Raw genomic sequence first — 22316 nt, 5'->3', positions numbered from 1 at the left:
GTTTATTTAATGCCTTTCCAAAATTTCAAACGGCAGGGATTTTTTGCTGTTTCAATCACTGTATTAGGTTTATCCGCCCAGCCTGCTCTTTCCAGTCCTGCATCAGACCTCATTGATAAGTACAATGACTGGTTCCTTGCAAATGGCGCAGAAACTGCAACATATGCGAAGGCGGTAGAAGACGGATCAAAGACCGAAATTCTTGATCATAAAATCGAAGGAATGTTCACTCTTTCCCTCGATGAAGACAAGCCTAACCTTGGCGTCTACTACATCATCAAGACGCCAAAGGCGATTTATGATGGCTCTTCACGTGACGGTGACACCTTCAGCTTCCAAAACGTAACCACCGATGAGATGCAGCTTGAGCTCGGCTTTTTTGAGAAAGCAGAGAAATTCAAAAATGTTGCAGAGGCTCAAGCCTCCGACGATGTCATCAAAGTTATTGCTGACGCCAAAGATTATGTCATTTCCGGTTATTCTGTGAACTGGGTTGACCTGCCTGTTCTGTCAGATGGTGTTACCGCAGAAGAGTTTCAGCAGTTGCTTGCCGCCGCAACAAGTGTTTCTTATGACCGCAGCAGCTTTGCTGAAGTTGTCGCTGATATGGCAATGGCGGATGCACTTACAGGGACATACACCATTAAGAACGGCGTTTACTCCGGCGCGGAAAATGGTGTTGTGGCTTTGACCTCAATTGAAGAAATTAAATATAAAACAACAACTTCAATGACGACAGATGGCCGAGAGGTCTCAACGGTTTCTGAAACGGTATACAACGACTTTTCAGTCAAAGATCAAGACGTACGCCCGCTTCTGGCGCTTCTTGGTGCGGCCAAGGCACCTTCTGATAGGCTGCTGAGCGAGTACCGGGTTGGAAGCTTCTCAAGTACAATAAAAACTGAAGGTGCCAGCGCCTCTGAACCATTCGGTTTTCTAGAAGTGAGTGCTGGTGAATCTACCACCAAAGATGTGCGCATGTCAGGTGGTGATGCTGCCAAGCTTTTGGCTGCGTTTGAGAGCCTCAAAGACAAGCCAGAGGAAGAAGAGGCTGTTGATCAGATTTTCGGCATGCTTGATGCGCTCGGCTCATACTACGTCGCATATTCAGACGTAAACGACATGGTCATCAAAGCGTGGGATCCAATCCGCGCACGTATGAAAGACAGCGAAGCACCAAGTTTTGAAGCAACACTGAAGCATTTCTCAACCACAGACTTTACAACAAACAGTCTTGGTCAGATAAAATTTGAAGGCCTGCACGGTGCGGTCGAAGGCGACGATGCGGTGTTCGATCTGGAAACGTTTGAGCTAGCGAACCTTGCATGGCCTAGCCTGCGTACCATGGTTGAGAGCACTCTTGCGGCAGAAGCTGATCCTGCTGCTGCGATGAAGGCCATTCCAACGATCGGACGCATTTCTCTTGCTGGCCTAAACATGCAGGCAAAAGATCTGCCAACACCAGTCTCCCTTGGTGAGCTTACTATTGAGATGGGTAATCACATTGGGCCGATCCCGACAAGCCTGTCTGAAGTCATTGGTGGTCTGAGCTTTGATGCTGCACTCCTTCAAGAGCCGATGGTTCTGGGTGTACTTGATCGTCTTGGCATTGAGCGTGTTAACCTCACACAGGACTTCAAGATTGCGTGGGATGAGAATACTCAGGATCTGACGCTGGAAAAATTCGAGTTTGAGCTTGAAAACGGCATCAAACTGCGCGCTGACATTCAGCTTGGCGGAATTCCACGCTCTCTCTTTGAGAACCCACAGGAGGCAGAAGCTGTTGTAGCTCTAGCAACCTTCAAGGGCGCACAGATCGAAGTGATGGATTCTCCGCTTATCAGTGAGCTTCTTGCAACTCAGGCAGAGCAAGCAGGTCTTCCTGCTGAATTGCTGGCTTCAATGATGATTGATGGCACGCTCCAGCAGGCTGGACCTCTGGCTGAAACCGAATTTGCTCTGGAACTGGCAAAAGCAGCTAAGAGCTTTGCTGCCAAGCCAACCAACATCCGCGTGACACTTGCTCCGCAAACAGCAGTTCCAATCATGCAGCTTGGAGGGATTGCGGCTCTTGCACCTCAACAGCTCCCTGAGATGCTGGGCGCAACTGTGAGCTACACCGAGTAAGCTCAAACAGGATGAAATAAAAAAGGCCGCTGTGATAGGTGATATCACAGCGGCCTTTTTTGTAATCTGGAAGGGCCCTTCTAAAAACTCGATGACGCTTCTAGTCGACCTTATCAGGCATCCGGAGACGCTTTTTGAGTTACTTGATTGCTATTGGTGAACTGGAGTTCACACAGGTGTCTGTAATAACCATCCATCTCATACAACTGATCGTGCGTGCCGCTCTCTAAGAGTTTGCCATGCGACAACACATGGATGGTATCCGCATCACGAACGGTTGAAAGGCGGTGCGCAATCACGAGTGTGGTACGCCCCTTCATCAGCCGAGCAAGCGCGGTTTGTACTTTGTTTTCGGACTCAGCATCCAAAGCAGACGTCGCTTCATCCAGCAATAGAATGGGTGCGTCAGAAAGCATTGCCCGTGCAATCGCCAAGCGCTGACGCTGACCGCCGGAAAGGCGTGTACCACCCTCACCTGCATTGCTGTCATAGCCCTTTTCCATCTTCTCGATGAACTCGTGGGCGTTCGCATTCTTTGCAGCCTCAATCACTTCCTCATCCGTGGCGCCAGGACGGCCAATAAGGATGTTCTCTCTGATCGTACGATCAAACAGGAACGTATCCTGCGTCACGATTGCGATATTGCTACGCAGACTTTCCATGTTGAAGTCACGAATGTCCTGATCATCGATCAGAATTTCGCCCTCATCAATTTCATAGAAACGCTCAATCAATGAGAAGACTGTTGATTTACCCGCTCCAGATGCACCAACAAGGGCAGTCACTTCACCTGAGTTTGCGACCATACTCAGGCCATTCAGAGCTTTCGTCTCACCATAATCGAACTCGACTTGTTTGAACTCGATCCGTCCTTTGGTGACCTTCATGTCAGGCTTGTCTAAGGTTCTCTGATTTTCTTCTGGCATATCCAGAAGCTCATACATCAGGCGCACACCAACAAGCTTTGTATTCAGATTAACCTGAAAGCGAGCGAGGCGTTTAATTGGCTCATATGCGAGCAAAAGTGCCGTGATGAAGGCAAAGAATGCTCCCGGATCCTGATCCAAGGCAATTACGCTATAACCGCCGTAGAGGATAATAATCCCAATCGCGATACCGCCCAGAGTTTCCATCAATGGCGATGTTCTGGCAGTCAACTTCGCAATCTTGTTGGACTGTTGCTCGACGCTAGAGACCGCGCTGTCCATCGCCGCATGCATGTTTCCCTCATAGTTGAAGGACTTCACGACGCGAATGCCCAGAGCCATTTCTTTTACCAGAGAAAGGATGATTGTCTGAGAAACAAACTGGCTCTTGGCAATCTTCTTCACACGGCGAACAAGCTTGGAAACAGCATAGACAGCTGGAGGCATGATGCCCAGAGAGATGAGTGAGAGCAGCGGGTTCTGCCAGACCATGACAGTGACCAGACCGATCACAGACATAACATCCCGTCCAGCGGACAGGATAATTAGGTCCATAACGCCTCTGGCAGCGCTTGTGTTGTGGCCAAATCGTGTGGCCAGATCACCAAATGTCGTGTGGTCGAAATATCTGACGCCCAATCGGGTCACTTTTTCAAACATGTTACGCTGGAGCTTGGCGACAATCGAGTTACCGATCCTGCTCAGCACAACAGTCTGACCATAGGTCGCTATACCTTTGGTCAGAAAGATGGTCATCACCGCGCCGGAGATGATGTAGACCATTGTGATGTCACGGTCGATAAAGACCTGATTGATCACGTTTTTCATGATGGCTGCACTGCCAGCACCTGCACCGGCAGCTACAATCATGAAGCCAAACGCAATCATGTATTGGAACTTGTATTGCCCGAAATTTTCTCGGAGAAGGCGGCGAATAAGGCTGGGAGCGCCCTCTTCATCCGCAAACAGCTTTTTGCTTATGGCGTCGAACACCTAAAACCCTCAGCTTTTCCAGCGAAATTAAGTATGACAACTTAATTTGCTACCGGTAGAAGATGAAAAGGCGACCGTAGATCTACGACCGCCCTTCCATGAGATTTATAACATTATGACGTGAACCGCCATACCTGCTTTTCTGCCAGCGGCTCTTATGCTTCTGGCAAGTTCAGGCGGATATGAAGATCGCGCAGCTGTGCCGGGAACACATCGCCCGGAGCACCCATCATCAAATCCTGTGCCTGCTGGTTCATTGGGAACAAGGTCACCTCACGTAGGTTCTTTGCACCAACGAGCAGCATAACGATACGATCAACGCCAGCAGCCATACCGCCGTGTGGAGGCGCGCCGTACTGGAATGCGCGGAACATGCCACCGAATTTTTCTTCGAGCAGGCTTTCGTCGTAACCAGCAATTTCGAAGGCTTTCTTCATGACTTCGACCTGATGGTTACGGATCGCGCCTGAGCCGATTTCATAACCGTTACAGACAACGTCGTACTGGTAGGCGTTCAGTTCAAGAGGCTCAACGTTGTTGAGGCCGTCCATTCCACCTTCCGGCATGGAGAATGGGTTGTGACAGAAGTCAACTTTCTTGTTTTCTTCGTCCCATTCGTACATTGGGAAGTCAACAATCCAACACAGTGCGAACTGGTCCTCGTCGATCAGGTTCAGCTCTTCAGCTGCACGAGTACGTGCTTTGCCAGCAAAGTCTGCGAACTTTTTAGGATCGCCAGCTGCGAAGAACACCGCATCGCCTTCATCCAGTCCAAGCTGGGTGCGGACTGCTTCGGTGCGTTCTGCGCCAATGTTTTTCGCAATTGGGCCAGCACCGGCGATTGCATCTTCTTCTTTACGGAAGAAGATGTAACCGAGACCTGGCTGACCTTCGCTCTGTGCCCATGAGTTCATGCGGTCACAGAATGCGCGGGAACCGCCCTTTGGAGCTGGGATTGCCCAGACCTGAACCTTTGGATCGCTCTCGATCATACGTGCAAACACTTTAAAGCCGGAGCCTGCGAAGTGTTCAGTCACGTCCTGCATTTCGATCGGGTTACGCAGATCCGGCTTATCGGAGCCGTATTTGCGGATCGCCTCTGCGTAAGGAATGCGTGGGAATTCTTTGGTAACTGGCTTACCTTCAGAGAATTCATCAAACACACCACGGATAACTGGTTCCATGGTGGTCAGCACGTCTTCCTGAGTAACAAAGCTCATTTCCACGTCGAGCTGGTAGAACTCGCCTGGCAGACGGTCAGCGCGTGGATCTTCATCACGGAAGCAAGGTGCGATCTGGAAGTATTTATCAAAGCCAGACATCATAAGCAGCTGTTTGAACTGCTGAGGAGCCTGTGGCAACGCGTAAAACTTACCAGGGTGAATACGGGAAGGTACCAAGAAATCGCGTGCGCCTTCAGGAGAAGAAGCCGTCAGAATTGGTGTCTGGAATTCGTTGAACTCAGCATCATTCATGCGACGACGCATGGAGTTGATGATCTTGGTCCGTGTCATCAGATTTGCGTGCAGAGTGTCGCGACGCAAGTCGAGGAAACGGTACTTCAAACGAATATCTTCAGGGTATTCCAACTCACCGAATACTGGCAGCGGCAACTCTTGAGAGTCGCCCAAAACTTCCATATCGCGGATGAAAATTTCGATCTCGCCGGTACCAAGGCCCTTGTTGACGGTATCGTCAGAGCGCTTCTTAATGTCACCATCGATGCGGATGCACCATTCGGAACGTACGGTTTCAGCCAGTTTAAATGCTGGGGAGTCCGGATCAACAACACACTGCGTAAGGCCGTAATGGTCACGCAAGTCGATGAACAGCAGGCCGCCGTGATCGCGTACACGGTGCACCCAGCCAGAAAGGCGAGTGGTTTCACCTACATTATTCGCCCGCAGCTCTCCGCAGGTATGGCTTCGATAACGATGCATAGCGTCCTCAGTGGTAATCTAGTGAATCATAAAATTCAGAAACTGGTTGACCTCGTCAAAAGGTCATCCGGCTGGAAAAGACATGTCAGCATCCTAAAGTCAAGTAAGTCTGTAACTTTGGCGCTGTTTCTTGCGGACATTTCCCGAGTTTCCTCTACCTACGTGGTTTTCGCGAGGCTCTGGCTGCGACCCTTTGGTTCGTAGAGAGCAAAAATCGACATTTACAACCACTTGATGAGAAAACGAGAAACTTAGATAGGGACAAGCCCGTTCGCTTACGCTATAGACTTTGACACCATGAAGATGATCACAACTACAGAAGAGCTTGCGCAAGCGTGTGCCAAGCTTGCTAATTCAGATTTCGTAACAGTTGATACCGAGTTTTTGCGGGAAACGACCTTCTGGCCAAAACTCTGCGTCATTCAGATTGCCAATCCAGATAATGCTGTGTTGGTTGATGCTCTGGCTGAAGATCTGGATCTTGAACCTTTTTTTGCATTGATGCGCAATACGGACATCGTGAAGGTGTTCCATGCTGCACGGCAAGATATTGAAATAATCTACCATCTGGGTGGCTTTGTGCCCTCACCTCTCTTCGACAGTCAGGTTGCAGCCATGGTTTGTGGCTTTGGGGATTCAGTTTCCTACGACCAACTGGTTTCGAAAGTGACGGGTGAGCGGATCGACAAATCATCCCGGTTTACAGATTGGTCCCGGCGTCCATTGACGAACAAACAGCTTGCTTATGCACTGGCTGATGTGACCCACTTGCGCGACGTCTACCAGTTCCTGAAAGAGCAACTGGAACAGAAGGGCCGCAACCACTGGGTTGAAGATGAGATGGCAACGCTGTCTTCCATCGACACCTACCGCAGTGATCCTGCGAAGGCCTGGCAGCGCATGAAGTTGCGCGTCCGCAAACCACGCGATCTGGCTGTTTTAAAGGAACTGGCCTTCTGGCGTGAACAGGAAGCGCAAAAGCGTGACATTCCTCGTAGCCGCGTTATCAAAGATGATGCGATTTTTGAGGTTGCAACGCAGAAGCCTCAGACATCTGAAGCTTTGGGGCACTTGCGCACAATCCCACGTGGCTTTGAGCGCTCCAGACATGCCGAGGACATTCTCAACGCAGTTAAACGCGCTATGGAGATTTCTGAGGACGATCTGCCAGAAGTTCCAAAAGGACGGCCTTCTCCGGACGGAGCGTCTGCGGCTGTCGATTTGCTGAAGGTGCTTTTGAAGATGAAGAGCGAAAGCTTTGGTGTGGCACCAAAAGTTATCGCGACGGTCGATGATCTGGACAAGATTGCATCAAGTGGTGATGCGCAGGTTCAGGCTCTTTCCGGCTGGCGCCGAGAGCTTTTTGGTGAAGATGCTCTGCGCTTGAAAAAAGGTGAAATCGGCCTTGCTTTTAATGGCCGTCAGGTCGTCATTTGCGAACAAGGTGAACCGGTTGAGCGTGTTGAAAACAGCTCTCGCCGTCGTGGTGGCAACAAGAACAGCAAGCCAAAATCTGATTAAGATTTTGAATCCACTACTCATCATAACTTACTGATAAATAAGAAAAGCCCCGGCAAAACTTGTCGGGGCTTTCTTGCATCTATCTCAGATTTCCTAGAGCACTCTGACTTCGGCTTCCAGATCCATAACGCGTCCGAGTTGGTTCAGGCGTTTGGTCAAACGATCCCCTTGCATGTCCGCAAGTTCTGCTGGGAGAGCCAGCACGAGTTTGTCGTTCACCAGCGACAGCTTGCTCTTGAGCAACACGCCATTCATGGAGGCGCTGATCAATGCTGCAACACGCAGCGTCGCGCCAAGCATACGTGCCAGCTTCATGAGGCGTGGATTACTCAGACTGCGAATGGCAGGCGAAAGCGCATCATCCATCAGGCCTTCGTAGCGATAGAACACTGTCAGTGCCAGATATGCCCTACCCGCATGATCAATACCTACAAAGCCGCCATTAGAAATAATGTTCAGTGATTGCTGACCACGGTAGTCCGGATGCGCACGCCAGCCGATATCCGTTAGCTGACAGGCCGCGATGCGCAGGCGGCGTTCGCCTTCGCTTTCGTCCACACCAGCCACACGCATGGCCTGCTCGCTCCACTCAACCACTTCGGCTGAATATGAGGGATCACGGGCACGCAGCACACCCAACTCGTGGGCTGCTGTGAGCAAAGGATCTTGCTTTTTGCCGTCTTCATCCAGCTGATCATACAAGTACCCTTCCCGCACGCCGAGTGCAGAAAAGACGACCTGATCTGCCTGACAATGCAACAAGGTCTGCCGCATCACGGTTGCACCATACGGCAGCAATCCACGACGCGCTTTTGAGATCACCTGAATGCTTGGCTCGTTGCTTAGGTCATCCCGCATGAGCTGCTCGCAGAAATCAATCATGACTTCAGCAGGCACTGTGTAGTCATGCATCACATGCAGCGGATAGCCCTGTTGATACAAGTGCAAACGGCCAAGTGAACGCCACGTTCCGCCAATCGCATAAAAATTGCGGTCTTTTGCCTTACCCAGCCAGTCGGCTTTTTCCAGCTCTTCACGGGCGATCTCATTGGCCAGTGCCAGATCTTTTTCTGAGGATTCCTGCAGCCGAATGCCGCCAAGCGGGAATGTGCGTCCGTCACCGATGCCGTGCGCACTGATGTCGACCAGCTCTAATGATCCGCCGCCCAAGTCTCCGACAAGGCCGTCTGCCCGCCAGAAACCAGAGAAAACGCCCATTGCTGAATAGAATGCCTCATCACGACCAGACAGGATCTGAACGCTGGCCCGGCAGATGTTTTCTACTTTTGCAATGAACTCGGCGCCATTTTCAGCTTCGCGAGCTGCTGCTGTTGCCAGAATGTGCAGTTTGATGACACCCACATGATCGCAAACACGGCGAAACCGCACCAAAGCACGTAGTGCAGTGGCAACATTTTCTTCGCCCAGACGACCAGTTGCGCCTACGCCGCGCCCCAGTCCTGCCAGGATTTTTTCATTGAACAACGCTGTCGGGTTACGCGCCAGTCTTTCATAAATTACAAGACGGACAGAGTTGGAACCAATATCAATGATTGCTATTGGTCCCGGGTCTGTAAATCGTCCTCGAGGCTCATCACTCGTCGAGATATCTGTCACTATTTGGCCGTTCTACAAAAAGTTTTGGGCTATCGCCCTGTAGCGAGCTACCACGACCAGACAGAGATGGGTTCGTCATAAAGAACTTGTGTGCGTTGAACGGATCTTCGTCTGGTTCTGCAACAATGCGCTCATGACTACCGTCTGGAAGCAGACGCCAGCTTTGTTGATTATCTTCTAGATTTGCAACCATGATCTGATCAAGAATCTGCTTGTGTACTGTTGGCGTTTTAACAGGAACAAGGGTCTCGACCCGACGATCCAGATTGCGCGGCATCATATCCGCTGATGAGATATAGACATGGGCTTCATCAGAGGGCAACCCGTGACCATTGCCAAAGCAGAAGATACGGCTGTGCTCAAGAAATCTTCCCACAATTGATTTCGCGCGGATGTTGTCAGAGAGCCCCGGCACGCCTGCTCGCAGGCAACAGATACCACGCACGACCAAATCAATTTGTACCCCTGCCTGACTGGCCCGGTACAATGCATCAATGACACCTGGATCGACAAGAGAGTTCATCTTCATCCAGATCTGACCCGGACGGCCTGCCTTGGTGTGGGCAATCTCTTCTTCTGTGTGCTGAATGATGCGCTTGCGCAGGCTCATTGGAGAAACGGCCAGTCGCTCCAGCTCGCCCGGCTCTGCGTAACCTGTGATGTAATTGAACACCTTAGCAGCATCACGCGCCATTGCAGGCTCTGCGGTAAAGTAGGACAGATCGGTATAGATGCGTGCTGTGATTGGGTGATAATTGCCGGTGCCGAAGTGGCAGTAGGTTCTCAAACCGCCCTGCTCTCGGCGGACAACCATGGAGACTTTCGCATGAGTTTTCAGCTCAAGGAAGCCGAAGACGACCTGTACTCCAGCGCGCTCCAGATCTCGCGCCCAACGGATGTTGGCTTCTTCGTCAAAACGAGCTTTGAGCTCGACAAGCGCGGTGACAGATTTGCCAGCTTCAGCAGCTTCTGCAAGGGCTTTGACGATCGGGGAATTGTTGGATGTGCGGTACAGCGTTTGCTTGATTGCGACGACATCCGGGTCCTGAGCGGCTTGGCGGAGGAACTGAACGACAACATCGAAGCTCTCGTAGGGGTGGTGGATGAGGATATCTTTTTGTTGGATAGCCGCAAAACAATCCCCGCCGTGTTCGCGGATGCGTTCCGGATAGCGCGGAGTGTATGGCGGGAACTTGAGATCATCGCGTTTGACGTTCACAGCCTGAGACAGATCATTCAGCGCCAGCAGGCCGTTGGCGAGGAAGGTTTCCTCTTCGGTGACTTCAAGCTCATTTGCAACGAAGGCACGCAGACTTTCTGGTGTGCTTTCTTCGATTTCCATGCGGATCACAGACCCGCGGCGGCGGCGCTTTAGGGCGGTTTCAAAAACGCGCACCAAGTCTTCCGCTTCTTCCTCGATTTCCAGATCGGAGTCGCGCAATACGCGGAACGCGCCTTTGCCGCAAACTTCATATCCGGGGAAGAGATTGCCGATGAACAACGAGATGATCGTCTCAATTGGAATGAAACGAGTTGCTTTTGGCCCGGCATCACGCGGTGTTGGCAGGACAACAAAGCGGCCAATCTGGCTTGGCATACGCAGCAGCGCAGTCATACCTGCGCCTCCATCCACCGGACGCAGATCCAGGATCAGCGAAAAGCCCAGATTTGGGATGAACGGGAAAGGATGCGCCGGATCAATAGCCAACGGGGTCAGAACCGGGAAAATATGCTGAAGGAAGTAGTCTTCCAGCCAATCCGTTTCAGACTGGCTCATGTTCTGCGCTTCAACGATGAAGATACCTTCATCAGCCAGCTCAGAGCGCAGTTGACGGAAGCGGGCTTGCTGCTCACTTTGAAGCTTGCTTACCTCAACAGAGATTTGCTCCAGCTGTTCGGTCGAGGTCAGACCATCATCAGAAATGGTCGTCACATCCGCTCGCTGCTGACCGCGCAGGCCAGCAACACGCACCATGAAGAACTCATCAAGGTTGTTGGCAGAGATGGACAGGAACCGGAGCCGCTCCAAAAGCGGATGGCTCGGGTTCATGGATTCTTCCAGAACACGGCGGTTGAACTGCAACCACGAGAGTTCACGGTTTACAAAGCGCTCTGGTTTTTGCATCAGAGCCAGCCCTGCACTCACCTCAAAATCTGCGGTGTCAGTGGTCTCGTCTTCCAAAGCGTTCATTTCCGTAAACTCATTCATTCCATGTACCTCCGCAGCCCGTGGACCGGGTCACCTGTATGGGCGCACCTCGCCCTTAGAATATCAGACGATTGCGCTGTCCGTTGTATGATTCTGGTCATTTAGACCATACATTTTTGACGGGAAAATAAAGCTTAGAGCATGTTGCAGTGCAGCAGCAAGCTCTCAGCATTATTTACAAGCGTATCTGGAGCCGAAAACCGGCAACCACTTTTCGGAGATACGCCTCGGTTCCTACTCGCCCATGCTCTCCAGAATTTTGGATGCCATGACGCGGGAGATCTTTCGACCCTTCGCCAATGCGTGTCTGTCCAGCATGTCTACAACGTTGCGTGCTGCATCCAGTGACCGTTCAATTCTTATCACGAGGTAATCTATCACACTGGAGTCAACAGTTACCTGACGATCTGAAAAATGTTTGGTCATGACCATTGCGAGCAGCATGTCGTCCGGCTCTTCCACCTGCACCGGGGTTGCCGCCCGAAAACGGGACGCCAGATCCTTGGTTTTAAGGTCAAACGTGTTTGGCCACTCACGGGTGGTCATCAACATGTTGCCACCGGTCAGGCGTACTGCGTTGAACAGATGGAACAAAGATGCTTCATCAAAACCTGCATGCAGGTCTTCCACCGCGACTGGCCCGGCTTCTGCCAATGCCGTCAGGTCGAGAAATTCCAGTTCATCTCCGCCCACGATCTGAGCTCCGCTGAGCTCCTGCCATGCGTTGACCAGATGTGTTTTACCCGATCCGATCGGCCCTTGCAGGGTCACGATCGGAGATGGCCACTCCGGCCAATTGGTAATCAGATTGAATGCAGCCTGATTTGACGTTGAAACCAGATAATCATCAACCCCCAAAGCCTCCTCATGGGGCAAGACCAAAGGCAATTGTTGTGGCCCTGTCGATCCTGTCATTCCAGTCCTTCCGTCTTATTGGTATTTTTGTAGTGACCTGCATATAGCGAACTAGCAAGATATTGCCTGAGAGCAAATCTTGCTAGTACCCCAACCACTGCTGCAGCTGGAATTGCTATCAACATCCCCACAAATCCCATTAAAGAACCAAAAGCGAACAGTGCAAACATGAGCCAGACAGGGTGAAGACCGACACTTCCACCTAAAAGTTTGGGTTGAAGGACGTTTCCTTCCAGGAACTGACCAACAACAAACACGCCCAGCACGGCTCCAATCATAAAATAATCAGGCCAGAACTGGACCAAAGCAACACCAATTGACAGACCAAAACCGACAATCGCGCCAACATAAGGAATGAAGCTGATCAAGCCTGCGGTAAGACCGATCAGAAGGCCAAATTTGAGACCAACAAGTAACAGTGCGACAGCGTAGAACGTGCCCAGTATCAGGCACATCATCACCTGCCCGCGAACGAACCCGGCCACGACTGAATCCATATCACTCGCCAGTGTGCGAATGGTTTGCTGGTAGTCTCGTGGTAACCAGCTGTCGATGCGTCCAATCATATTGTCCCAGTCGAGCAGCAGATAGAAAGCGACAACCGGTGTGACAACTGCCAGACCGATGATAGAAATGAGAGCTTGCCCGCCGCTCCAGATGGACGACAGCAGCCCGCCAACGAAGTTTGCAGCCTGCCCGACGAAGGCACCCCAGTCGATTTTGTTGGTTTGGCCTGACAGGTTTGCAAGTCTGTCCATTTGTGGCCCAAGACTTTCGCGCAGCAAATTTTCAAGATTTCCGGCCAGTTCAGGCAGATACTCCAGAAATGCGATCAGCTGTTTGCCGAGAATTGGCAGGAGGATCAGCAGCGCTGCGGTGAAAACAATCAGGAATATCAGCAGGATCGTGACAGTCGCCCAGATGCGCCCGAACCCGTGGGTTTCCAGATAATCCGCAATTGGATCGAGAAGATAGGCCAAGGCCATACCTGCGACAAACGGTAGAAGGATGCTTTGAAACACCGATAAGAACAGGATGAAGGCTGTAAAAGCCAGCAACCAGAAGAATAACCGTTTGTTTGTACTCATAAACTATCTCCAAGTGGAGGCATGGAGCCCATCAGCTTGCCTGTTATCCGGCAGCACGGTCGCTCACAGAGGCATCTTTAAAATTTAAGATGGTTGTAGTTTCCATAGGTTGATTACGTCAAGTCGCAGCATCAGGTTTGCCAGAGTAGCTACTCCACCTTTTCGCCCGCTTAATTTCGGAGCATCTTTGAGAGGGGTGAAAAAGTTTCTCCTGAATGAAGAGTTTTTCAAAGCTCCATTAATTCGCAAAAGCTTAGCTGGTTCTGCACAGATGTGCGTTTTTCTGAGATACCAGCGTGGTTTCCTTCCCCTTTCGGCCTTGCAATTCCCTACAGTTTTGTTTTTATGCCGCCAAATTAGATAGGCGGTCATGCCGCTATACTCTTGATGATGCGGAGCAGTATCCATGAGCCAGGACCAGAACGGTAATAACGGCCTTACCTATTCACAAGCGGGGGTCGATATCGACGCCGGGAACGCACTGGTCAAACGGATCAGCCCACTGGTTAAAGCAACGCGTCGCCCGGGTGCTGACAGTGACATTGGCGGCTTTGGCGGTCTTTTTGATTTGAAAGGCGCTGGATTTAAAGACCCTGTTCTTGTGGCGGCCAATGATGGCGTGGGCACCAAGCTAAAGATTGCGATCGACACCAACGTGCATAGCGGTGTGGGGATAGATCTGGTTGCCATGTGTGTGAACGACCTTGTGGTGCAAGGTGCTGAGCCGCTGTTCTTCCTTGATTATTTTGCCACTGGTGCGCTGGACGTGGATATGGCGACCGATGTTGTGGCGGGGATTGCAGAGGGCTGTAAAATCTCTGGTGCCGCGCTGATCGGTGGTGAAACGGCTGAAATGCCAGGCATGTACGCGGCTGGTGATTATGATCTGGCTGGATTTTCCGTTGGCGCGGCTGAGCGCGGAACGCTGCTGCCGTCCAAAGATATTGGCGAAGGCGACGTTCTTCTCGGTCTGGCTTCCTCCGGTGTGCATTCCAACGGCTTCTCTCTGGTTCGCAAGATCGTTGAGGTTTCTGGCCTGACATGGGCTGATAAAGCGCCGTTTGATGCTGACAAGACGCTTGGCGAAGCGCTGATGGAGCCAACCCGCATTTATGTGAAGCCGTTGCTGGCCGCGATTAAAGAAACCAATGGCATCAAAGCCTTGGCGCATATCACTGGTGGTGGTCTTCCTGAAAACCTGCCGCGTGTACTGCCTGACGGGCTTGCTGCACGGATCGATCTTTCTGCTATTTCCTCTCCTGCTGTGTTTGGCTGGCTCTCAAAAGCTGGCGGCATTGAACAGTTTGAAATGCTGCGTACCTTCAACTGTGGTGTTGGCATGGTGATCGCGGTTGCGGCAGACAAAGCAGATGCTGTTCGCGACGTGCTTGAGCGTGAAGGCGAAACTGTTGTGACACTTGGCAAACTGGAAGCTGTGCAGGATGGAGCTGAGCAGGTTGTGTTTGACGGCTCGCTGGATTTTGCCAAATGAGCACGCAGCCTAAAAAACGCGTAGGTGTTTTGATTTCAGGGCGTGGCTCCAACATGCTGTCTCTTATTGAGGCAGCAAAAGCCCCTGATTATCCAGCGGAAATCGTTGTGGTGGGGTCCAACCGACCTGACGCAAAGGGGCTGGAGCGCGCTGCTGACGAAGGTTTTGCCACCTTTGCGTTGGATCACAAGCTTTATGGCAAGGACCGTGAGGCATTTGAGCGTGATCTGAATGCGATGCTTGAACAGCACAACATAGACCTGCTTGTTCTGGCTGGCTTTTTACGTTTGCTAACACCGTGGTTCGTAAGCCAGTGGCAAGGCCGGATGATCAACATCCACCCTGCTCTCTTACCAAGCTTTCCGGGTCTGCATACGCATGAGCGAGCGTTGAAGGAAGGCGTTCGCATTCATGGGGCGACTGTGCATTTTGTAACAGCGGAAATGGATGTGGGTCCGATCATCGCGCAGGGAGCTGTCCCCGTTCTGGACGGGGATAACCCGGATGACCTGGCAGCGCGTGTGCTGGCGGTTGAGCATGAGATCTATCCGAAGGCCTTGGAGGCTGTGGCCAGTGGCAGAGCTTCCGTTGATGGCTTTCGCGTGAAGATTGAAGGTGCTGAGCAGGACGATAAAAGCCTTATTTGTTAATGAGATAAGGTTCTCATAAAGAGACACAAAAAAGGCCGTAGGCGCTCCCGCCTCCGGCCTTTTTTCGTTTGCGTTACTATGTGCGTTCGTTTGCGCGATTTGCGTTTTTTCTGCGTTGAAAGCGGAGTTGGTCCTACGCTACCACCTGTGAGACTTATCAGATCCGAAGTTCACCCTTTTGCAGCACCAAGTCATCCAGTTTCACAAACTGAGATTGCCTCGCAGTGCTCCGCTCGGTCTGAACTTCAGGTTGTTCGATACCGTCTTCATCAGGTGCGATCTGCATATCTGCATAGGTGACCGTTGGTTCCACTGGCGGTGTCACCTGCTGGGATGCGTGAGCGACCGGCCTGTTGAACTGAGCGAAATATGACTCAAACGTTTTGAACTCGCCTGATGTCTGCATTTGAGCCATATAGCCATCGATGTAGGCTTCCTTCCCTTCCAGGAAATCATTTAGTTCGTCCAGGCTTTGGAAGTTGGTTCCCAAATTACCATTCGTGATTTCCAGAGTACGCCGTGCGGAGTAGCTTTCGGTGTTCTCACCCAAGTTCTGAGCTTCCACGTTCTGGTAGACAGTCCCTGTGTTCAACTGCGCATATGTTGGCGCCACTGTCGTCTTTGGCTCCAGATGATCGTATGGGTGTTGTGGCCGCGGGGTATCGTACTGATGCGGTTGTGGGCGCGGAGTATCGTATAGAGGTTGTGGTGGCTGGCGTGGAACATCGTAAAGAGGCGATTGCTGCACTCCAGAGCCCTCAGCGCTTCGGGTGCTGCTTGCATACCCCAATATTCGGCTCTGGGCACTGGAGACTGCAGCGTCCAAGGCTTTCAAGCTGCGGATATCGACTTTGGCGGCATCCCCCAGTGTGCGATGAGATCCGTCGTGCTCGTTGAACTCAGTCCTGTCAAAAACGCTCGCTTGAATACCGGCCATCATCGCTTTCAGATCAACGAGACGCTCGGTCCCGGATGAGGCGTGCTTTATTGTGTCTGCAATCGTCTGCTCTGCAAGTTCCAGAAACGGGCCCCAGTTTTCTTTCGCTTGTTCCGGAGCACTTTGAGTCCGTCCCAGGAGGTTCCCGATGTTTTTTGTCGCGTCGGAGAGAGATTGCTTCACATTGGCAAGGCGGCCATGCGACAACGCACTTGCTGCAGATTTAAGATTATCCCCCAAACCACGCTTGTGCTGCGGCGTGTCAACCACAACGGAGTAAATCCGTTCCCCTGTCTGCGGATTGCCTTGTTTACTGCCAATAGAAACGATCAAGTCGTCAGTATTTAGATTTAACGAGGTCGCATGCTCGACACGAGCCTGATTTACCAGATTTTCAACAGCACCGTGAAAATTACTAGAGTTACCAATAGTTAATCCGCTCATTGCACACCCTTTATTATTATGAATTTGACGCAGAGTTATCAAATTCAATCAGAACTCGCTAAGTGGAACTACTTTACGATTCCTGGCGAAGTTAAGAGTGTCGCTTAGTACTATGAGGGCTCTTTTTTGTTCACATATGCGTTCAATTTTTGTGAACTGAGGAAAATCATCACTTTTGTCGTCCATGCCTATTGAAGGAGCGGTATCGTCCCCTTCAATAGACCAAGGATATCTGCCTTACGCTTTGCGCACCGCCACATGGATATCGTGGAAGGCAGCGCCGCCGAACGGAGCTGTCTGGTCGGCACTAGTGAGGGTGTTGATGCCGTTGCCACCTTCGTGTGCAGCATTGGGCCAGATGCCTTCTGCGATCAGCGTGCCCTTTTGAGGACGATCCCCCACGGAGGCGTGCAGGATGACTTCGCCGCGATGATTGGAGAGGATGACCTTGTCGCCCTCCTCCATGCCCAGCGCGGCTGCGTCTTCCGCGTGCAGCATGACTGTTGGGCGGCCTTCCTTCTTCACGGAGCTTGGGGTCTCGTTGAACGTAGAGTTCAGGAACGAGCGAGACGGTGATGTGGCGAGGCGGAACGGATAGTCCCTGGTCGGCAACTCATTGATGTCCCAATGATCCGGCAGGGCTGGCATTTGCTGCCATGGGCCCATTGGACCGTTGTTTGGTGCAGGCACCTTCGCCCAGTCTGGCTTGAAGCGGAACTTGCCGTCCTCATAGCCAAAGCCGTTTATGTAATGGGCCTCATCGAAGTCTGGCTGACAGTCGAGCCAACGGTTTTCTTCCAGCTCGCTCAAGCCACCCGGATATTTGGAGTTTTTGAGCATCCAGTCGATGTGCTCGCGGGAGGTCATCTTGTGCGCTTCGTGGTCTTCACCGCCGAGGCGTTCAATCAGCTCGTTCAGCACATAAAGGTTCGGTTTGGCTTCGCCCGGGGCGTTGACCAGTTTTGGACCGAACAGGAGGTTCTGATGTCCGCCGCCTTTGTAGATGTCGTCATGTTCCAGAAACTGGGTTGCAGGCAGAACGATATCGGCCATAAGCGCCGTTTCAGTCATGAACTGCTCGTGGACCACGGTGAACAGGTCTTCGCGGGCAAAGCCTTCTTTCACGAGGGTCTGCTCAGGAGCCACTGACACCGGATTGGTGTTCTGGATCAGCATGGCGGTGACTGGCGGGCCGTCCATGAGCGCTTCGCTGTCGCCTGTAAGAACCCGGCCTACCTGAGACATGTCGAGTTTGCGGATGGAGCTGTCGTGGAGCGAGTGGGCTTCGACCATGGCCATGTTGAGACCGTAGATGGCGCCGTTGTTATGAAACGCGCCGCCGCCCTCATATTGGTAGTGACCGCCAACAACCGCGATACAGCTGGCGGCATGCATGGAGACCACGCCGTTACGCTGGCGGGTGAAGCCGTAGCCAAGGCGGAAGTAAGTTTTCTTTGTTTCGCTAACCAGCTTTGCGAGTTCTTCGATCTGCTCTGCGGAAAGACCTGTGATCTCGCTGGCCCACTCAGGGCTGCGGGTCTTCAGGTGCTCTTCCAGTTCGGCAGGTGCGTCAGCGTACTTTTCCATGTAAGCGCGGTCGGCATAGCCATCGCGGAACAGGACGTGCATGACAGCGCAAGCGAGTGCGGCGTCGGAACCCGGTTTCAGGACAAGGCCGATGTCTGCCTGTTTCATGGTCTCGGTCTTATAGACGTCGATGACAACAATCTTGGCTTTACGGGTCTTGCGGGCTTTGATGGCGTGGGTCATGACGTTGACCTGCGTCGCCACCGGGTTTGTTCCCCAGATCACCACAGCGTCGGCAAGCGCCATTTCGCGCGGGTCCGGCCCAGCGAGCTTGCCGGTGCCAGCGATGTAGCCAGTCCACGCCATGTTGGTGCAGAAGGTCTGGTACATGCCGGAATAACTTTTGGCGTTGCGCAGGCGGTTGATGCTGTCACGCTGAACAAGCCCCATGGTGCCGGCGAAGAAGTATGGCCAGACGGTTTGCGGGCCGTGTTTCTTCTCAGCCTCCAAGAATTTCTCTGAGACTTCCTGTAGTGCCTCTTCCCAGCTGATCTCTTCGAACAGGCCGGAGCCTTTCGGGCCTGTGCGGCGCAAAGGTTTGGTCAAACGGTCCGGATGATGCAAGCGCTCGGAGTAGCGAGCGACCTTGGCGCAGATGACGCCAGCGGTATAATCGTTGTCACGGGTGCCATGAATACGGCCTACACGCCCATCTGCATGTACTTCGACCTCGATTGCGCAGGTGGACGGGCAATCGTGTGGACATGCGGAGGCAAACCTTTGTGGTTTTTCGGGCTTAGACATGCGTGGCGTACTCAATAAAACTGGTGTTCTAGACTTGTTCTCGTTGCACAGACAGATCGCGGGTAACACTCAAATTGTCAAGAAAGCACAGGCAAAAAATTCTTGAATTGACGATTTCTTGAGGTCCTGCGCGGTCTTTGCGGTGTTCCTATATTTCCTAATACTTGCAAGAGGTGCCTGTTCTGGTCTTTCATAGGGAATGGTTTGAAGCTTGAGGCAGTCCATGTTGCAGGATATCGACGTAATTGCGTGGGATTTTGACGGGGTTCTCAATCGTAACATTATCAATGACCGCTTTATCTGGGTGCAGCAGTTTGAAGAGGATCTCGGCATCTCATGGCACACCTTTGCTCAGGAGATGTTTACGGATGACTTTAACGAGGTTCTGGTTGGGCATGAGGATCTCAGAGACCTTCTCTCCCGTTGGGCGGATAAGACCGGCTATCCCGGCGACCTTGATCATTTCCTGCTGTACTGGTTTGAAAAGGACGCCCACCCGGACTTTGATCTGCTGGCCTTGATGCGCAAGCTTACCAAGACCCATGTCCGCCAGGTGATTGCGACCAACAATGGGGCGCGGCGTACGCGCTACATCGAAGAGCAGATGGGCTACAAGGATCGCGTGGAGACGGTGTTTGCCTCCGGGCGTATGGGGGTGGCCAAGCCCAGCGCCGAGTTTTTCATACATGTTACCAAGGCCCTTAAGGTTCCCGCCAACCGGATGCTTTTGATTGATGACCGGGAAGAGAACATTATGTCCGCGTTGGATATGGGGTGGCGGGCACTGCACTTTACTCCCAACACCCGCGAGCAGATCATCAAGGTGCTTGGGTCGTTTTAGTGCATCTTAGTGGGTCTCTTACTTCCTCACCGCTTCCCATGCCATCTTCACCAGAAACTGCCTGTCTTTATCACAGACAACCCGCTCAGTGCTTAAGAGCGTGTAGGCCGGGCCTACGATGAGCGCAGAGGCAACGGACCACGGGATGGGTTTCACAGCTCCCAGCACTTGCCAGGTGGCATAGAGCGCCTCTCCCTGCAAATGAACGTTCTCCATCTGTTGCTTGATGGTTTCGAACTCATCTTCCGTCTGGGCTTTGACCTTCAGCTCCTCAAAGAGGCGAAACAGATCAGGATTGGCACTGCCCCACCGCAGCAAGCCATTGACGGAGGCTTTGATGGTGTCTTCAGCGCTAGCGGTTTGAGGCGTGTTGCGTGTCTCTCTGGTCCAACCGGCGACGGCCTGATCCCATAGCGCGACGGCGATATCCGGTTTTCCCTTGAAGAAGTGATAGATGCTGCCGGTCGTCGCGCCGCTTTTATTGCGGATTTGTGCAATCGAGGTGCTTGTGTAGCCCTGTTTTAAAAACAGCTCCAGCGCCGCATCCAGTATGGATTGATATCTGTTGTTTTCATTGGCCACTAGAACACCATTCCAACCCTGACGAGAGTACCGCTCTATCTCAAGTTAGAACGCTATTCTAATATATGAGCGCAGTGTCAGGTCTGCAAAGAAGAACCGTGGCAGTGCAAAGAGACCTTTAAAAGCAATGGAAGGATTTGAACCTGATGCGTTGTGTTTTTGAGTTTTCAGGTCTTGCGTGTCTTCACCTGAGAAGCAGTCATCATTCTGCGGAGAAACGCCTCAGAAATTGATGCCTTTTTTCAAATGGTTGGCCAGCACTTCCAGGCTTAGATTTGCCATTTTGTAAAGATCTTCATGGGACATGCCGTGCTGTACCATGATGGAGAGACCCTCAAAGATCGTTGCGTAGAACTTGGCCAGTGATGTGGCTTCATCATCGGTTTGAAGCTCGCCTTTACACTGGGTGAATTTGTAGATGAAATGCTCCATGCCCTCGAGCTTCATCTTGCGCAGCTCCTCCGACAATTCCGGATCCAGCTCAGCAATGTCCATGAGGGTATGGAACCGCATGGCAGTGCCAGCATCATATTGCTCTCGGGAGAGTTCAATAAACTCGTAAAGCACAGCTTCAACTGCCGGGTATAGTTCTGAGTGGAGCGCGAGCACAGAGCGGAGCTGGCGATAGAATTTGGAGAAGTACCAGTGCATGGCAGCTGCACAAAACTGTTCTTTGGTGGCAAAATGCTTCTCGATAAAGTCTCTTGAGCTTCCGCTTGCAACAGCAAGGTCTTCCAATGTGGAATGCTGGAACCCTTGCAGCATAAAAACCTTCACGCAGGAATCTAAGGCGGTTTCGAGTTCAGGTGACAATTCACCATCGCGTATGGGATCTAATGAGGACATGGCGTCAGTATACGTTTTGGGTGGGGGGCAGCAATCTCGTTTTCCAGCTATGGGAAATGAGTACAGAAGAGGTCTCTCCCGTCTTGGTGGATTTCTTTCATCTTCTGTAAAGAGCTAAGGCAATGGGCAGTGAGAAGGCAGTGGCACTCACTTTGATTTCTTCTTGGAGCCCTTCTTTTTCTTGGGCTGGCCGGTCTTCATATGCGCTTCCAGAACGCCGAGGCTCGCAACCGCAACCTTGTACATCAGATCACACGGGGTTCCGTATTTGATCAGCTCATAAAGGCCTTCAATCACTGTCAGGAAGTAGTGTGCCAACACCTCGATGTCGGCGTCGTCCTTGAGCTCCAGCTTGCACTGCTTGAACTTGTCGAGAACCTGATGTTCCCAATCATCCTGCAGTTCCTCGAAGGAGTTTTTGACGAACTCATCAACGTTGGAAATGTCAATGAACGTGCGGACAAACAGGCCTTTGTTGGCATGGACCTGATCGCAGCTGATTTCGATGAAGGCAAACAACACCGCTTCCATGGCCGAATAGATGTCCTGGTGCATGGCCATTTCTGCGCGCATGTGGCGGCTGTACTTGATGTAGTACCAGCGCATGGCTGCAGCTGCGAGTTCCTGCTTGGACGTGAAGTGTTCCTTCACGCAGTCTCCCGAGCATCCAGCTGCTTCACCGATATCATCCAGAGTGCAGGTTTCGTAGCCCTTGAGGAGAAAGACTTTGACGCACTGGTCGAAGAGCCTTTCCGCTTCAGGAGATACGTTTCCGCCTTCTATCTTATCGCACGGTCTCATAGCCGCGAGTATATGGTGTCGGCGGGTCTCCTCAACGCTGTTTTGGTCACATGGGA

Annotated in this window: 16 protein-coding genes; 5 read left to right on the top strand and 11 right to left on the bottom strand. The window is 52.0% G+C overall.

The window, feature by feature from the left end:
• The first annotated feature begins 9 nt into the window (after positions 1-9).
• Positions 10-2127 carry a hypothetical protein gene (locus PsW64_RS20620; RefSeq protein WP_063304782.1) on the top strand — a complete coding sequence of 706 codons (2118 nt, stop codon included), beginning with the start codon at positions 10-12 and terminating at the stop codon, positions 2125-2127.
• A gap of 113 nt (positions 2128-2240) precedes the next feature.
• Here PsW64_RS20620 and PsW64_RS20615 read toward each other — a convergent pair whose 3' ends face one another.
• Positions 2241-4046 (bottom strand): ABC transporter ATP-binding protein, encoded by a 1806-nt coding sequence (locus tag PsW64_RS20615; protein WP_063304781.1) that lies wholly within the window; start codon positions 4044-4046, stop codon positions 2241-2243.
• A gap of 155 nt (positions 4047-4201) precedes the next feature.
• Positions 4202-5986, bottom strand: a complete 1785-nt coding sequence (gene aspS / locus PsW64_RS20610; protein ID WP_063299566.1) for an aspartate--tRNA ligase — start codon at positions 5984-5986, stop codon at positions 4202-4204.
• Between the two features lie 297 nt (positions 5987-6283).
• Here aspS and rnd point away from each other — a divergent pair, with 297 nt between their 5' ends.
• Complete coding sequence (gene rnd, locus PsW64_RS20605) at positions 6284-7507, top strand: ribonuclease D (RefSeq protein WP_063304780.1); 1224 nt, start codon at positions 6284-6286, stop codon at positions 7505-7507.
• A 93-nt stretch (positions 7508-7600) separates the two neighbouring features.
• Here the strand turns inward: rnd and PsW64_RS20600 are convergent, their stop codons facing one another.
• The 4 genes from PsW64_RS20600 to PsW64_RS20585 form a co-directional block, all read right to left on the bottom strand.
• Positions 7601-9124, bottom strand: a complete 1524-nt coding sequence (locus PsW64_RS20600; RefSeq protein WP_082831171.1) for a Ppx/GppA phosphatase family protein — start codon at positions 9122-9124, stop codon at positions 7601-7603.
• A complete protein-coding gene (locus PsW64_RS20595; RefSeq protein WP_208980945.1) occupies positions 9102-11315 on the bottom strand; it encodes an RNA degradosome polyphosphate kinase in 2214 nt (737 codons plus the stop codon). The genes PsW64_RS20600 and PsW64_RS20595 overlap by 23 nt, the downstream gene beginning before the upstream one ends.
• A 252-nt stretch (positions 11316-11567) precedes the next feature.
• Positions 11568-12248 carry a DnaA ATPase domain-containing protein gene (locus PsW64_RS20590; RefSeq protein WP_063296560.1) on the bottom strand — a complete coding sequence of 227 codons (681 nt, stop codon included), beginning with the start codon at positions 12246-12248 and terminating at the stop codon, positions 11568-11570.
• Complete coding sequence (locus tag PsW64_RS20585) at positions 12245-13336, bottom strand: AI-2E family transporter (protein ID WP_063304779.1); 1092 nt, start codon at positions 13334-13336, stop codon at positions 12245-12247. The genes PsW64_RS20590 and PsW64_RS20585 overlap by 4 nt, the downstream gene beginning before the upstream one ends.
• Before the next feature lie 406 nt (positions 13337-13742).
• Between PsW64_RS20585 and purM the strand changes: the two genes are divergently transcribed.
• A complete protein-coding gene (gene purM, locus PsW64_RS20580; protein ID WP_063304778.1) occupies positions 13743-14828 on the top strand; it encodes a phosphoribosylformylglycinamidine cyclo-ligase in 1086 nt (361 codons plus the stop codon).
• The gene (gene purN, locus PsW64_RS20575) at positions 14825-15478 is read left to right on the top strand and encodes a phosphoribosylglycinamide formyltransferase (RefSeq protein WP_063291874.1); all 654 of its coding nucleotides are present in this window, start codon (positions 14825-14827) and stop codon (positions 15476-15478) included. The genes purM and purN overlap by 4 nt, the downstream gene beginning before the upstream one ends.
• A gap of 157 nt (positions 15479-15635) precedes the next feature.
• Here the strand turns inward: purN and PsW64_RS20570 are convergent, their stop codons facing one another.
• Both PsW64_RS20570 and PsW64_RS20565 read right to left on the bottom strand, forming a co-directional pair.
• Complete coding sequence (locus PsW64_RS20570) at positions 15636-16859, bottom strand: hypothetical protein (RefSeq protein ID WP_063304777.1); 1224 nt, start codon at positions 16857-16859, stop codon at positions 15636-15638.
• A 237-nt stretch (positions 16860-17096) separates the two neighbouring features.
• Complete coding sequence (locus tag PsW64_RS20565; RefSeq protein ID WP_063304776.1) at positions 17097-19190, bottom strand: molybdopterin-containing oxidoreductase family protein; 2094 nt, start codon at positions 19188-19190, stop codon at positions 17097-17099.
• 223 nt (positions 19191-19413) lie between these two features.
• Here PsW64_RS20565 and PsW64_RS20560 point away from each other — a divergent pair, with 223 nt between their 5' ends.
• Positions 19414-20031, top strand: a complete 618-nt coding sequence (locus PsW64_RS20560; protein ID WP_063288465.1) for an HAD family hydrolase — start codon at positions 19414-19416, stop codon at positions 20029-20031.
• An 18-nt stretch (positions 20032-20049) separates the two neighbouring features.
• Here the strand turns inward: PsW64_RS20560 and PsW64_RS20555 are convergent, their stop codons facing one another.
• The 3 genes from PsW64_RS20555 to PsW64_RS20545 form a co-directional block, all read right to left on the bottom strand.
• Positions 20050-20613, bottom strand: coding sequence for a TetR/AcrR family transcriptional regulator (locus PsW64_RS20555; protein WP_057465341.1), 564 nt, complete (start codon positions 20611-20613; stop codon positions 20050-20052).
• A 222-nt stretch (positions 20614-20835) separates the two neighbouring features.
• On the bottom strand, positions 20836-21378 hold the full coding sequence (locus PsW64_RS20550) for a TetR/AcrR family transcriptional regulator (RefSeq protein WP_063288464.1): 543 nt from the start codon (positions 21376-21378) through the stop codon (positions 20836-20838).
• Between the two features lie 228 nt (positions 21379-21606).
• Complete coding sequence (locus PsW64_RS20545) at positions 21607-22260, bottom strand: TetR/AcrR family transcriptional regulator (RefSeq protein WP_063304775.1); 654 nt, start codon at positions 22258-22260, stop codon at positions 21607-21609.
• Positions 22261-22316 lie beyond the last annotated feature (56 nt).

Source organism: Pseudovibrio sp. W64, assembly GCF_001623145.1.
GTDB lineage: Bacteria > Pseudomonadota > Alphaproteobacteria > Rhizobiales > Stappiaceae > Pseudovibrio.
This window is presented reverse-complemented; position numbering and strand designations above follow the sequence as displayed.

Excerpts from the sequence above, each read along its gene's own strand:
- purM (WP_063304778.1), top strand. The coding sequence starts at position 13,743 with ATGAGCCAGGACCAGAACGGTAATAACGGCCTTACCTATTCACAAGCG.
- PsW64_RS20550 (WP_063288464.1), bottom strand. The coding sequence starts at position 21,378 with ATGCTGCAAGGGTTCCAGCATTCCACATTGGAAGACCTTGCTGTTGCA.
- PsW64_RS20590 (WP_063296560.1), bottom strand. The coding sequence starts at position 12,248 with ATGACAGGATCGACAGGGCCACAACAATTGCCTTTGGTCTTGCCCCAT.
- PsW64_RS20595 (WP_208980945.1), bottom strand. The coding sequence starts at position 11,315 with ATGAACGCTTTGGAAGACGAGACCACTGACACCGCAGATTTTGAGGTG.
- PsW64_RS20560 (WP_063288465.1), top strand. The coding sequence starts at position 19,414 with ATGTTGCAGGATATCGACGTAATTGCGTGGGATTTTGACGGGGTTCTC.
- PsW64_RS20585 (WP_063304779.1), bottom strand. The coding sequence starts at position 13,336 with ATGAGTACAAACAAACGGTTATTCTTCTGGTTGCTGGCTTTTACAGCC.
- PsW64_RS20620 (WP_063304782.1), top strand. The coding sequence starts at position 10 with ATGCCTTTCCAAAATTTCAAACGGCAGGGATTTTTTGCTGTTTCAATC.
- purN (WP_063291874.1), top strand. The coding sequence starts at position 14,825 with ATGAGCACGCAGCCTAAAAAACGCGTAGGTGTTTTGATTTCAGGGCGT.
- PsW64_RS20570 (WP_063304777.1), bottom strand. The coding sequence starts at position 16,859 with ATGAGCGGATTAACTATTGGTAACTCTAGTAATTTTCACGGTGCTGTT.
- PsW64_RS20545 (WP_063304775.1), bottom strand. The coding sequence starts at position 22,260 with ATGAGACCGTGCGATAAGATAGAAGGCGGAAACGTATCTCCTGAAGCG.
- aspS (WP_063299566.1), bottom strand. The coding sequence starts at position 5,986 with ATGCATCGTTATCGAAGCCATACCTGCGGAGAGCTGCGGGCGAATAAT.
- PsW64_RS20565 (WP_063304776.1), bottom strand. The coding sequence starts at position 19,190 with ATGTCTAAGCCCGAAAAACCACAAAGGTTTGCCTCCGCATGTCCACAC.
- rnd (WP_063304780.1), top strand. The coding sequence starts at position 6,284 with ATGAAGATGATCACAACTACAGAAGAGCTTGCGCAAGCGTGTGCCAAG.